This window comes from Maribacter polysaccharolyticus (assembly GCF_028882255.1).
Classification (GTDB): Bacteria; Bacteroidota; Bacteroidia; order Flavobacteriales; family Flavobacteriaceae; genus Maribacter_A; species Maribacter_A polysaccharolyticus.
The window spans coordinates 15,706-29,631 of the sequence record NZ_JARBUY010000003.1 but is presented as its reverse complement, the minus strand read 5'-3'; the positions used below and the strand labels follow the sequence as shown (position 1 = coordinate 29,631).

The window sequence follows — 13,926 nt, the reverse complement described above, 5'->3', positions numbered from 1 at the left end:
CGAATTTTAACTATAAAAACATTAAAAATGAAAAGTAAAAATATAACCAAGGTTTTGATAATGGCCTTCTTGGGCCTTACCGTCAGTTGTAGTGATTATTTAGATGAAGATGCAAGAGGGTTATTAACCCCCGAAACATTCTTCCAAAATGAATCCGAAGCCATTTTAGCCTTAAACAAGTTAAATGAAAATGTAGCATCGGCAGGGTTTCTTTTTTTCTTGGGAACGGATTTGGGGGTTTCGGGTAGAATAAGTTTAGCGGCCGCACACAAGTTTGGTGCCTACGATTATGATACCAGTAATAGTCGCCTTAATTGGGACACTGAATATGCAACAATAAGGGATGCTAACTTAGTCTTGGCAAGTATTGAAAAATCTTCCTTATCAGAAGAAGTAAAAGGAATGGTAACTGCCCAGGCACTTTTCTTTAGGGCATTTCAATATATAAATCTTGCAACTACGTATGGAGATGTACCATACGTAATAGAAGAGTTGACCAATATTGAAGAAGTCTCTTTATACGGGCAAACAGACGATACAGTAATTATTTCAGATATGATTGATGATTTGGACCAGGCTATTTCCTCTGGATATTTATCTACCGATACATGGGGAGATAATGACGGGAGGCCTACAGTTTGGGCAGCGCGTATGCTAAAGGCCCATGCTCATATTTGGTTGGAAGAATGGGATGAAGCTCGCACGGAACTTATTGAAGTAACTACCAATTCTCCACATGTATTACATGCTGATTATGCGGATAAGTATAGGGATGGTAATGAAATTCATTCAGAGATTATTTTTGGTAAACAATACCTTCAGGATATCTTAAGTACTATTAATACCGTGGCACGTCCTAATCTTGCCGGTGATGCAAGTGCAAAACCCGCATTTAGTGAAGTAGGTGTCACCAATGGATCAGCTCCCTATACACTAAGAAAGAGTTTTGCCAATACTTATAGCGATGGTGATGAAAGAAAAATATATAACGTATGGGATAACTATACCTTAGAGGGTACTACAGAAGCCATTCAATTTGCTTGGACGTATATGCCAAAGCTTATGCGGGGACCGGTACCTATTGAAGATCCTTTATTTATTGAAGAAGAAGCAACCAATAATTCAAGTCAACCTGATCGTATATTTCTTTTGGCAGATGCCTATTTATTGCTTGCAGAGGCAGAGTTTATGATAGGAGGATCTACAACTGCGGCACTTTCTGCCATTAACACGGTTAGGGAAAGGGCCAATCTTTCGGATTTAACTACCTTAACTATGGAGGATATTCGCAATGAACGTGCTTGGGAGTTGGTTGGCGAAGGCTATTGGGGCAGAAAAAGGGATCTTATTCGCTGGGGGATATTGGATGCTACCGTTCTAGGTTTGCCAGCGGCTGAAACGGCTGCAGGGGCCACTACAGAGGCAGTGTCGCGTGCGCAGGGAGAAGCGGATATTATTGCCAATGCTCCTGCAGGTAGGTTTACGCAATATCCAGTGCCACAGGCTGAAATTGAACAAAGTGAGGCTATTGGGGGTAGTTTGGTTCAAAACCCACTTTGGCAATAAATAAAGGTCAAAATCATTTAGGTTTGAATAATTGAGTAAGTGTTCTGGATATACTTTTATTCAATGCCTTTAATTGCCAATGAACCTAAATTCATGATTGAAAATTTAAACTTCTTTAGTAGTGATAGGTTAAAGATAAAGTTCATGTAATATATGAAGAATTTCAAAAAATACATTGGGGTATTGGCCATATTTACCTTATTCATTTCTTGTAAGGACAAAACATCCGAGGAGACAAAAAAACCACCTAATGTTATCGTTGTAATTACAGATGATCAAGGGTATGGGGATTTGGGACATACAGGTAATTCAATTATCAAGACCCCTACATTGGATAAGTTTGCGACACAAGGGGTTAGCTTAACCAATTACCATGTAGGAACAACATGTGCGCCTACAAGGGCAGGATTGTTAACAGGAAGAAACTGTAACAGGAATGGGGTTTGGCATACCATCATGGGCGCTTCTATTTTAAACAGGGAGGAAGTTACCTTTGCAGACGTATTTAAAGATAACGGATATAAGACCGGTATGTTCGGCAAATGGCATTTAGGTGATAACCATCCATTTGCCCCTTATGAACGTGGGTTCGAAGAAACTTTTTACCACGGCGGTGGTGGTGTAGGTCAAACACCGGATTATTGGAACAACGATTACTTCGGTGATACCTATTTGAGAAATGGCAAGCCGGAAAAAGTAGAGGGGTATTGTACCGATGTATGGTTTAGTGAAGCTATTAAATTCATTGAAAATAAAAAGGACATTCCATTTTTATGTTATTTGAGTTTAAATGCCCCCCATTCCCCATATAATGTTCCACAGGAATATTATGATATGTATAGAAACGAAGAAAGTCTGTTAGAGACCCAAAAGCGTTTTTATGGCATGATCACCAATATAGATGATAATTTTTCCAAACTTTTGGAAAAATTGGAAGAACTTAAAATAGCGGATAATACCATTGTCATTTTTACTACGGATAATGGAACCTCAAACGGATATAAAGTTGATACACAAACTGGGGAGGTTCATGGCTACAATGCGGAAATGCGCGGTACTAAAGCCAGTGAATATGAAGGGGGCCACAGAGTACCTTTTATCATAAGATGGCCAAATGGCGGTATCGAAGCCGGGAAATCGCTTTCAGAATTAGTTGCCCATGTAGATATGTTACCGACATTGACCTCATTGGCAGGAATTGATTATCAATCGGAAAAAGTGATGGATGGAACCGATGTAAGTACATATTTATTAGGTGCTTCCACTATTCCGGATCGTTATTTGGTAACTGACACACAACGTATTTCATGGCCCGAAAAAGGGAAAAACAGTTGTGTGATGGATGGTGAATGGAGATTGGTAAATGGTGATGAACTATACAATCTTGCTCAGGATCCCGGACAAAACATCAACCTCTCGGAAAAGTATCCTGAAAGGGTTGCCGATATGAATGCCTTTTATGAGACTTGGTGGGAAAGTGTCATAAAGGAAACTAAATATTCAACCATTGATTTAGGGGTAGAAGACAATGATGTTATTACATGTCATGATGCTAGAACGATAGATTACCTACCACCATGGAATCAACAAATGATAAGAAAAGGGGAGCCAATGAAACCCGCACCGTTTTTCGTGAATTTCATTCAATCGGGTAAGTATACCTTTAAATTAAGCCGTTGGCCAGCAGAAAGTGGAATGTCTTTGGGAGCAGAACTTTCGGATGAAAGGCCAGCTACCGAAACAACGGATGCCATTAGTAAAGGAAAAGCCATGAAGTTTAAAAAAGCTTTTTTGAAAATCGGGGATAAGGAAGTTTCCGTAGCTGTCGATAATACCGCTAAATCCGCCAATTTGGAATTGGAGGTCGATCAAGGGAAAACGGAATTATTGGCTTGGTTTGAGATGGAAAATGGAACATTGACGAATGCGTTCTATGTCAACGTTGAAAGAGCAATCGAATAGCATTGGCCTATATGCCAGGCGAAAACAAAATATTGTTTTTTCGACTTTGTCCTAATAAGGTTATCGGTCAGGGTAGGATTTTCCTTATCAATGTAAACTAGGGTGTTATGAACAGGTTGTTATTGTATGTTTTATTAGTCGGTTTGGCAGGTACTGTAAAAGCACAGACGTCCAATAACATTGCGTTGGCCAAAAATGAATTCCCAAAACTGGACAGTAATAAAAATGGCGTACTTGAAAAGGCCGAAATAAACCAAATTTGGAGACGTATAAGTAAATATGACGCAGATAAGAACGGGGTACTTACCCTAGAGGAATTTTCAAATTTTGAAATTCCACATTTGAAAACCGAAGGGGATATCAAGTTAAATGTTAAGTACAAAACAACAAAGGAAGAAGATTTGTATTTGGATATATACTACCCCTCCCAAAAGCCTAAAGGTGAAAAATGTCCTATTGTGCTTTACACTCACGGCGGTGGCTGGTTCAATGGTAGTAAGGAAAACATAGTTAAAACACCGGTAGACGGTCCTTTTTTGGAACTTGTGGCGAAGGGTTTTGCGGTGGTTTCCATCAATTACCGTCTTACCGGGCAAAAGTCCGTATTGATGCGTGATTGTGTTACAGACGCTATGGATGCCTTGCGGTATCTTTCCAAAAATGGGAAAGCATTGGGACTGGATGCCAATCAGGTTTTTGTTTTGGGGGATTCGGCGGGTGGTCATATTGCCCAAATGATAACACTTGCAGATCCCCATGATTTTAAAGGGGATGAAAATCTTTATGGATACGCTTACAAGGTCGTTGCCGGGGTTTCATGGTATGGACCTTCTGATTTTACGGTAAAGGAATTATTTGAAACGGATGACCCCACGAAAGAAGCGGACCGATTTGGTTCCAGGATTACGAAAATGGAATCCGATCCATCTAAGATAGCCGCTATGTATAAAGAGATGAGTCCCATTTTTTACTTAACCCCAAATAGTCCTCCATTATTTATGATGGCAGCCGACAATGATACCACCATACCGGTAGCCCATGCATACCACATTAAAGAAAAAGCGGATCACATAGGTGCCAATGTTGAAACGTTCATTGTAAAAAATGCGGGGCATAATTGGCGTAAGGCAGGAGGGGACATCGAGCCAACACTAGAGGTAATAACCCAAAATACAGTGGATTTTATATTGAAATTTAAAAAGAACCCGCTTTAAAACCCAAATAATGACATTTAACAATTAAGCATGATCAACTATAAAATAATTTTATTCGCATTTTACCTGATATCCTCAATCGGATTAAATATACATGCACAATCAAACACGCAAAAGCCTAATATCATTTTCATTTTTGCCGATGATTGGGGTTATGGCGATTTAAGTGCGCATGGAAGCACTTGGATAAAGACGCCGAATATAGATAAAATGATTGGCGAAGGTATGGACTTTGCCAATTTTACGGTTAATAGTCCGGTTTGTTCACCAAGTCGGGTGGCCGTTATGACAGGGCAATTTCCAGCGAGACAAAGTATACACCAACACTTTCAGGGTTGGAAAGCTCATGAACAAAGGGATATGCCGGATTGGATGGATCCGAATGGAATGTCCTTGCCCAGGGAATTCCAAAAGGCAGGATATGTTACCGGACATTTCGGGAAATGGCATTTGGGTTCGGCTCCTGATATGCCACACGAAAGTGCCTACGGAATCGATTCTTACGCTACTTTCAATGGTTCAAAAGCCATCGATATTCCTAAAGCAGGTTCTGTAGGGGTCGATTATGCCGTTGAGTTTATCAAAAAACATAAGGATCAGCCCTTTTACGTGAATTTATGGCTTCACGAAGCGCATCTTGCACATTTTCCCTTGCAAAAGTTCATGGACGAGTTCGGTGAATTGGATAAACAAAAACAGGTATATGCATCTGTAATTGCAGAAGGGGATGAGGCCGTGGGCAGAATCATGGCCTTGTTGCAGAACTTGGGTATTGCAGAGAATACGTTGGTCGTATTTTCTACGGACAATGGCCCGGAATGGGAAGGTACGGAAAAAGAAAAATCCCATAAGGGAAATGGATTGGGTAAATATTACTCCGTAGGGGAAACCGGAGGGCTTAAAGGGCAAAAACGCTCGTTGTTCGCAGGAGGGATTCGTGTGCCTTTCGTGGCTAAATGGCCAAAAGTCATTCCCCAAGGTGTCAAAGATGATACTTCCGTCATTACCGCCGTGGATTTATTGCCAACCTTCTTTGAAGCTGCGGGTATCGATATGCCCAAGGATTATCAACCTGATGGGGAAAGTATGATGGCTGCATTTAAAGGAGCGGGATTTGAAAGAAGTAAACCTATTTTCTGGGAATGGAGAGGTGGTACAAGTAATGAATATACATGGCCTACACTTGGAGTCAGGGATGGTGATTATAAATTGGTCGTAGATGTTACAGGGGATAAATATGAGTTGTACAACATAAAGGAAGACTGGAAAGAAGAAAACGATCTTGCAGGGAAAGATCCGGAAAAAGCCAAAACGTTATTGAAGCTTGTGAATGAATGGAAAGAATCCTTGCCCAAAGAACCAAGGAAAACCTGTTTGTCCGCTGCTAGAAAAAAATCAACCAAAGCGAATAAATCCGGTCATAAGAAAGAGGCGACAAAGAATGCTAAGATTAAGGGTTGATAATAGGTTTTTTAAATACGCATAACTAATAAATAAAGGAAAGAGCTATGGCGCAAAGAATAAAAATAGGGATACTTCTGTTGTTTTTTGGGTTTATTGGTTGTAAACAAAACGGAAGCAAAAATGTTGATGAAAATCAGACACTAACCTATGACCAAATGACCGCATCCAAAGAAGAAGCCAAAGAGGCTTTTAACGATGCAAAATATGGGATGTTCATTCATTGGGGGTTGTATTCGATTCCGGGAGGTATCTGGAAAGGTAAAAAAATGGAAGAGTTGAGTGGTCCTAAAGTTGCGGAATGGATTCAATTAGGCGCGAAAATCCCTAGGGCCGAATATGCGGAATTGGCAACCCGATTCAATCCAACGGAATTTGACGCGGATGCCATTGCAAGATTAGCCAAGGATGCAGGTATGAAGTATTTGGTCATTACTTCCAAGCACCATGATGGTTTTGCGATGTATGATTCCAAAGTAAGTGAATATGATATTATGGATGCAAGTCCTTATCCCAAGGATATTGTACAGGAATTATATGATGCCTGTCAAAAATATGACATCGATTTTGGGTTGTACTATTCGCACAATATAGATTGGATGGATGGCAATGATTGTGGTCTTTCGGAATATCTGGCTTCCGGAGGGGAAATACATGATAGGGTAAAGCGTAAAGCCGGGGTCAATACTTGGGATCCAAGCCCGAATACCTTTACGGAATACTTAGAGAACAAAGCGTATCCACAGGTAAAGGAGATATTGACAAAATTTCCCAATATGACCACCCTATGGTACGATTATCCACATTATGTGACTCCGGCCGAAAGCTTGGAATTTTACAAAATAGCTTACGATTTACAACCTAAAATGTTGGTCAACTCAAGAGTTGGCAACGGATTGGGTGATTTTGATATTCCTGGGGACAATAAAATCCCTGAAGACCATTTAGCGATTACCAAACCATGGCAAACGGTGGGTACTACCAACAATTCTTGGGGTTATAAGTCGTATGACCATGATTGGAAATCTGTAAAAGAACTATTGTTTTGGCTTACTGAAATAGTAAGTAAGGGAGGTAATTATATGTTGAATATCGGACCAAAAGCTTCAGGCGAAGTGCCTCAAGAATCCATAGACAACTTACTAACCGTGGGTAAATGGTTAGATGTAAACGGGGAAGCCATTTACAACACCCGAAAATGGACCATAACCCACGAAGGACCGACCAAATTGAACATGGGGGGTACTAGAGATAGGGAAAAAAACGGCTTTGTTGTGGAGTTTACCTCAGAGGATTTTTGGTTTACCCAAAAAGGGGACAGTGTTTATGCCATCGCTTTTCAATATCCTGAAAAAAAAGTGCTTATAAGAAGTTTAAGCCCAGATAAAGATATTGTGGTTAAAAATGTGGAGATGCTCGGCGCAACCTCCGAAATTTCATGGAAACAAACCACCACAGGCCTAGAGGTTGATTTAAAAGGTCAACAAGTAGATCAACACGGTTATGCACTTAAAATCACTTTAAACTGAAGGATCGGGAATGATTGGCAGAAGACAATCCTTTAAAATGATTTCAGCTTTTGGCTTGGCATCCTTGTTTGCAACAAGGGCATTGGGTCAAATGCTGATCACCGGTTGTGATGTTTGTAAAAAGGCATGGGAAAGCTTAGGGAGATTTACAAAAACAAGATATCAATTTAGATATATTGAACCAGAACCAGGGTTACCCAATGTTTTTATTTATGGTGATTCCATCTCCATAGGATATTCGGAATATGTAAGGGAATCATTAAAAGGTAAGGCCTGTGTATATCGTTTGCATACCAGGGGACCGTCAAGTAACGATTTTATGGAAAGATTGGGGCAGCCATTAATATTACACCGGTCACATGCCCTTCAACGGAAGTGATTACGGCTAAATTTAAAGAATATGAATCTTAAAAGAACAAGTGGGAAAATGAGGCATAAATATGTATTGGCCTTGTCATTGATCGTAGGGTTTTTGGCCTTGCAATCGTGCAATGTCCAAAAAGAAAAACAAAAGGAAAAACAAAAAGAAGAAAAGCCGAACATCATTTTCTTTTTGACCGATGATCAATCGTATGATTCCCAAAGGGACTACGGGAATAATGTGGTGAAAACACCAAACTTGGATGTTTTGGCAGATAATGGGGTTGTGTTCAAACGCCACTATAATACCACTGCGATTTGTATGGCCAGTAGAGCCAATTTAATGACCGGTCAGTTCGAATATAAAACCGGCTGTAATTTCGATCATGGTTCATTAGGCACCAAACAATGGTCAACATCCTATCCGATATTACTTAAAGAAGCAGGATACAAAGTCGGTTTTGCAGGTAAGTTCGGTTTTTCGGTTTCTGATACCAATGGCGGTTGGGGAAAGGAAGGTGAATTTGCGAAGAAGGATTTTGATTTTTGGGCAGGAAGTCCACATCAAACTTCGTATAAAACCATAGAGAACAGATCCATGGTTAAATATGCAGGGCAATACCCGCATAGTACACGTGCTTACGGGGCTGCCACAATAGACTTTATAAATCAGTCCGTAGAAGAAGGGCAACCATTTTGCATGAGTGTTTATTTTAAAGCCCCGCACAGACCTGTGGAACCAGATCCGATTTTTGACAGCATTTATGCGAATGCAACATTCGACAAACTACCTAACTATGGTCGTGAAGCAGGCAAACATTTGGCCAAACACTCTAGAATGGGAAGACAATACCAAAGATTCACAGAATGGGGCTACGATAAAGAGGATACCTATCAAGAAGCTTTACGTAAATACCATCAGCTTATTTACGGAGTAGATTACTCAATAGGAATGGTGTTGGAGGAATTGAAAAGATTGAATATCGATGACAACACCATTATCATTTTTTCTTCGGATAATGGCTATTTCAATGGTTCCCATGGTCTGGGTTCAAAAGTTTTGCCTTATGAAGAAGGAGCAAGAACACCACTGATTATTGTAGATCCCAGAAATGATCAATTAAAAAAAGGGAGTAAATCAAGTTCATTATCCGGTAATGTGGATATCACGGCAACCATTCTCGATTTTGCAGGGGTAGAAATTCCTTCTATTTACGATGGTAAGAGTTTACGACCGGTTTTAGGGAATACGAATATACAAATACGGGAAACCCTTCCAATTATTCAAGTTTGGGGTCCCGAGGCCACGCATAGCCTTACGGTTATGGATGAACGGTACAAATATGTCTATTGGTATTACGAGGACAATGAAAAAGGGCTGTACCCTACCGAAGAATTATTCGATATAGTCAATGATCCCTATGAATTGGTGAATATTGCCGATCAAGAGGAAAATGAATCCACTCTGATAAAAATGAGGGAATTATATGATAAGGAACTGCAACATTGGGTAAACGAAGGCGTAAAATATAATGGGTATGAAAAATATGACTCATTATTTATCAGGAAAGTATATTAAGGTTATTAATGAATAAAACATATTGGATGAAGGCAATACAGTTGCTGGTAACAACATACTTATTAGGTCACGCTGTCATTTTTGGTCAGACCAAAAACAATGAAACAGTACCAAAAATTGAAGCAAATTGGGAATCTATGGTTGACAATTATCAGGTTCCGGAATGGTTGATAGATGGTAAATTAGGGGTTTGGTTTCATTGGGGCATACCCTCCGCTGTCGATGAGGATCGGCCACTTGATGGTTCATGGTATGGCAGAAACATGTATGGCGGAGGAAAAAAAATGGCTAAAGAATTGTCTGAATGGCACATTAAGCGATATGGTCCTTTGGATGAATTCGGTTACGAAAAACTGATTCCTTTGTTTAAAGGTGAAAATTGGGATCCAGATGCCTTGGTAGCTTTTGTCAAGGACAATGGGGCCCGTTTCATTATGCCGGTTGCAACCCATCATGATAATTTTGATATGTACGATTCGTCGCATCCATGGAACTCCGTAGATATGGGGCCCCATCGAGATGTTCTTGGGGAATGGAAAGCCGCGGCAAGAAAATATGGACTAAAATTTGGGGTTTCGACACATTTATACTGGTCTCCAGGCTGGTGGCGCCCCGCACGGAAATATCAGAAAGAAGGAACCTTAGAGTGGAAACTCTTTAACATGGATTATGATTCTAAAAATTATGCTAGTCAGGATAGTTGGAATGAACATTGGTATGCACGTTGTTGGGAGATAATCGAAAAATACGATCCAGATATGTTTAATAACGACGCACCTTTTCCTAAAATAGGTCCGGGGAAAGGAATAGGGGTCAAGCTTTTTTCTGAATATTTAAATCGTGATCTAAAGAAGCATAATGGCAAACAAACCGTAGTACTTTCCTTAAAGGATAAAACCTTGAATAGAAAAGCCTTCACCTATAATCTTGAAAGGGGTGGAGCAGGGGAGATTAAACCGGAACCATGGTTATGGGCCACAGATCTTTCCGGGGATTGGTTTTATAATAAAAATTCCATAAACAAAATGAGCGTGCCTGTAATGGTAAGTAATGCCGTGGATGCCATAAGCAAGAACGGAGTGGTTATGTTGAATATCGGGCTTCGTGGCGATGGGACAATACCAGAAAAACAGAAAGGCTATCTAAATGCTTTTGGTGATTTTCTTAAGATTAATGGTGAGGGTATATATGGTTCCCGTCCATGGAAAATCTTTGGGGAAGGGCCTTTGGAAGTGAAAGATGGGCGTCAAGGGGAAAACCATAAAGACTATACTCAAGAAGATATCCGATTTACAATCAAAGATGGAGTGCTTTATGCTTTTGTTCTTGCCATTCCAACTCAAGATATTGTCATAACAACATTGGCTAAAGGGGGACTTCTTGATTCTGGAATTTCTGCTATTGAACTGATGGGAAGTGACAAAAAAGTTAAATGGAAACGAACCAATGATGCACTGACCATTAAGTTGCCAAAGTATTTGCCAGGTAATATTGTCAATGGTTTTCGGATAAAGATTTCAAAAACGAATAATTAATCAATCGTGTTAATGGATTTAAAATCATTAAAATACGGTATCGGTGGGATAATAAATATAACCTTTGTTTTATTTATCGCCACTTCTGCATTTAACGGGATGGCCCAATCAAAATCCATAAAAAGCGATGCACCGAATATCGTCTATATTTTGGCCGATGATTTGGGTATTGGGGACCTGGGTATCTATAATGAAAACAGTAAAATACATACCCCCAATCTGGATAAAATGGGGGCGGAGGGAATGAAGTTCACCGATGCGCATACTTCCTCGTCGGTTTGTACGCCAACCAGGTATGGAATTTTAACAGGCCGTTATAACTGGAGAAGCCCATTAAAACAATTTGTGACCTGGGGTACTTCTCCGATGCTCATAAAGGATGACCGCTTAACCGTAGCGGATTTGTTACGGCAACACGGTTATAAAACCGCCAATGTAGGTAAATGGCATCTGGGATTAAATTGGACGCTGAAAGATAGTCGTCAGGAATTGGAATTTTACTCGGCCATTGAAGACAAGTATCCATTTGAACAAATAGATTATTCAAAACCTTTACGAAAAGGGGCACTTGATTTAGGGTTCGACTACTCTTACCTATTACCAGCCTCTTTGAATATGCCCCCCTTTGTATATGTGGAGAATGATAAAGTGGTGATGGAGCCAACAGCTGTTTCGGTAAGGACCAGAGCCGAAAACCCTTATGCTTATTGGATAAAAGGTGATATTTCAGAGGATTTCAAACACGAAGAAGTATTGCCGGTATTTGTTGAAAAGTCGGTTTCCTTTATAAAAGAAAATGCAGGAGGGGATAAACCGTTCTTCCTTTATCTTCCTTTGCCTGCACCGCATAATCCAATTTTGCCTATTGAACCTTGGAAAGGAAAAAGCAACATTAATCCGTATGCGGATTTTGTATTGATGATCGATGATTTAATGGGTAATATCCTTAAAGCGATAAAGGATTCGGGCATTGAAGATAATACGCTTGTGATTTTCACCAGTGATAATGGTTGTGCTGCCAATGCCAATTTTTCTGTTTTGGCAAAGAAAGGTCATAATCCCAGTTACATATACAATGGATCAAAAGGGAGTTATTTGGAAGGAGGACATCGCGTACCGTTTTTAGTGAAATGGCCTAATAAAATCATAGGGAATTCGGTTTGTGATGAAACGATTTGTACCACGGATTTTATGGCTACCTGTGCGGATATTGTTGGTTACAGTTTCAAGGATAATGAGGCAGAAGACAGTTATAGTATGATGCCTTTGTTTACCCAAGAAAAGATATATCAAAGAGAATCGACCATACACCATAGCAAAACGGGCATTTTTGCCATACGCAAGGGAGATTGGAAATTGATACTCTCTCCAAATTCAGGTATCAACGCGAATGGTAAACCGGAAAGATCAAAAAAAAAGCTTCCTGAGCATATTCTGTTCAATTTGAATATGGACATTGGGGAGAAAGAGAATGTGGCTGAAGAATATCCCGAAAAAGTAAAAGAATTAAAAGCGTTGTTGGTTAAACAAATTAAGGAAGGTAGAAGTACACCGGGTAAAGTTCAGGAAAACGATGCTATTTCATCACCATGGGTGCAGGCCGCTTTTGCTTATTAATCTTCAATACAATACGATAGCTTATGCAAATGACGGGATGTAGAAGACGTATTTTAAGAATCTCAAATCCATTCTTACCGGTATTTGCTTTTGCAACCCCATGTACCCATCCGGAAAAAGAGGTGGGTATTCAATCGCTTTTAAATGAAATGATCGATCGGGAAGCAGTAGCCGGATTTCCTGGAGAGGATTTTCGCCAAAAACAGGAAAGCAGTTATAATAGGGTATCCAAAAGTCCGAACGATACCATAGGATGGTTTGCCAATTGCGATAAGAACCCAAAAGATACGGATGCCGGTTTTATCCTTGTCGAAGAAAAAGCTGGTAAAAAAGAATGGAAATTGATGGGTCATCAGGGATCTGGGACCATTGTTTGTGCCTGGATGCCATATCGAACCCTGAAAAAAAGTACAATGGATAGCTTTATCAAATTTCATTTAGCCGGTTCAACCGAACCTGTCCTTAAAGGAAATATGTCGGGACTTATAGGGGGTACCGGTTTCCCCCCTTCTCCTTTGTCGCAACATTCTTTACCTTCGGCAGTTTCTTTTTTTCCAATTCCTTATGCAAAAAGCGGTAAGGTCAGGGTTTCAGAACATCCATTTTTTTATCCATTTACATATAGGGAATATCCCGAAGGTACCGCTGTCAAAACCTTTACCATTGAAGGTTATCTAAATGCTTTTGATGATTTTCTTAAGATTAATGGCGAGGGTATATATGGTTCCCGTCCATGGAAGATCCTTGGGGAATGGCCTTTGGAAGTGAAAGATGGGCGTCTAGGGGAAAACCATAAAGATTATTCTCAAGAAGATATCCGATTTACAGGCAAAGATGGGGTGCTTTATGCTTTTGTTCCTGCCATTCCGACACGGGATATTGTCATAGAATCATTGGCTAAAGGGGGACTTCCTGATTCTGGAATTTCTGCTATTGAACCGATGGGAAGTGACAATAAAGTCAAATGGAAACGAACCAATGATGCACTGACCATTAAGTTGCCAAAGGATTTGCCAAGTAATATTGTCAATGGTTTTCGGATGAAGATTTCAAATGCGAATAATTAATCCACCACATGTATGATTAGTCAATCCATAAAATTC

Annotated in this window: 9 protein-coding genes; all 9 read left to right on the top strand. The window is 40.0% G+C overall.

Going from position 1 to position 13,926, the window contains the following annotated elements; genetic code table 11:
- Nucleotides 1-27: 27 nt before the first annotated feature.
- The 9 genes from PHU20_RS09840 (at nt 28) to PHU20_RS09800 (ending at nt 13,890) form a co-directional block, all read left to right on the top strand.
- Complete coding sequence (locus PHU20_RS09840) at nt 28-1,566, top strand: RagB/SusD family nutrient uptake outer membrane protein (RefSeq protein ID WP_274825202.1); 1,539 nt, start codon at nt 28-30, stop codon at nt 1,564-1,566.
- Nucleotides 1,567-1,719: 153 nt separating this feature from the next.
- Nucleotides 1,720-3,528 carry an arylsulfatase gene (locus tag PHU20_RS09835; protein ID WP_274825201.1) on the top strand — a complete coding sequence of 603 codons (1,809 nt, stop codon included), beginning with the start codon at nt 1,720-1,722 and terminating at the stop codon, nt 3,526-3,528.
- Between the two features lie 107 nt (nt 3,529-3,635).
- Nucleotides 3,636-4,742, top strand: coding sequence for an alpha/beta hydrolase fold domain-containing protein (locus tag PHU20_RS09830; RefSeq protein ID WP_274825200.1), 1,107 nt, complete (start codon nt 3,636-3,638; stop codon nt 4,740-4,742).
- Nucleotides 4,743-4,772: 30 nt separating this feature from the next.
- Nucleotides 4,773-6,203 (top strand): sulfatase family protein, encoded by a 1,431-nt coding sequence (locus tag PHU20_RS09825; RefSeq protein WP_274825199.1) that lies wholly within the window; start codon nt 4,773-4,775, stop codon nt 6,201-6,203.
- 47 nt (nt 6,204-6,250) lie between these two features.
- Nucleotides 6,251-7,732 (top strand): alpha-L-fucosidase, encoded by a 1,482-nt coding sequence (locus tag PHU20_RS09820; protein WP_274825198.1) that lies wholly within the window; start codon nt 6,251-6,253, stop codon nt 7,730-7,732.
- Nucleotides 7,733-8,132: 400 nt separating this feature from the next.
- Nucleotides 8,133-9,671, top strand: a complete 1,539-nt coding sequence (locus tag PHU20_RS09815) for a sulfatase-like hydrolase/transferase (RefSeq protein ID WP_274825197.1) — start codon at nt 8,133-8,135, stop codon at nt 9,669-9,671.
- A gap of 26 nt (nt 9,672-9,697) precedes the next feature.
- A complete protein-coding gene (locus PHU20_RS09810) occupies nt 9,698-11,206 on the top strand; it encodes an alpha-L-fucosidase (RefSeq protein ID WP_274825196.1) in 1,509 nt (502 codons plus the stop codon).
- A gap of 12 nt (nt 11,207-11,218) precedes the next feature.
- Nucleotides 11,219-12,823 carry a sulfatase family protein gene (locus tag PHU20_RS09805; RefSeq protein ID WP_274825195.1) on the top strand — a complete coding sequence of 535 codons (1,605 nt, stop codon included), beginning with the start codon at nt 11,219-11,221 and terminating at the stop codon, nt 12,821-12,823.
- A gap of 23 nt (nt 12,824-12,846) precedes the next feature.
- On the top strand, nt 12,847-13,890 hold the full coding sequence (locus PHU20_RS09800) for a hypothetical protein (protein ID WP_274825194.1): 1,044 nt from the start codon (nt 12,847-12,849) through the stop codon (nt 13,888-13,890).
- Nucleotides 13,891-13,926: the final 36 nt, after the last annotated feature.

Coding starts and splice junctions, on each gene's coding strand:
- PHU20_RS09840 (WP_274825202.1), top strand. CDS start 28: ATGAAAAGTAAAAATATAACCAAGGTTTTGATAATGGCCTTCTTGGGC.
- PHU20_RS09835 (WP_274825201.1), top strand. CDS start 1,720: ATGAAGAATTTCAAAAAATACATTGGGGTATTGGCCATATTTACCTTA.
- PHU20_RS09830 (WP_274825200.1), top strand. CDS start 3,636: ATGAACAGGTTGTTATTGTATGTTTTATTAGTCGGTTTGGCAGGTACT.
- PHU20_RS09825 (WP_274825199.1), top strand. CDS start 4,773: ATGATCAACTATAAAATAATTTTATTCGCATTTTACCTGATATCCTCA.
- PHU20_RS09820 (WP_274825198.1), top strand. CDS start 6,251: ATGGCGCAAAGAATAAAAATAGGGATACTTCTGTTGTTTTTTGGGTTT.
- PHU20_RS09815 (WP_274825197.1), top strand. CDS start 8,133: ATGAATCTTAAAAGAACAAGTGGGAAAATGAGGCATAAATATGTATTG.
- PHU20_RS09810 (WP_274825196.1), top strand. CDS start 9,698: ATGAAGGCAATACAGTTGCTGGTAACAACATACTTATTAGGTCACGCT.
- PHU20_RS09805 (WP_274825195.1), top strand. CDS start 11,219: ATGGATTTAAAATCATTAAAATACGGTATCGGTGGGATAATAAATATA.
- PHU20_RS09800 (WP_274825194.1), top strand. CDS start 12,847: ATGCAAATGACGGGATGTAGAAGACGTATTTTAAGAATCTCAAATCCA.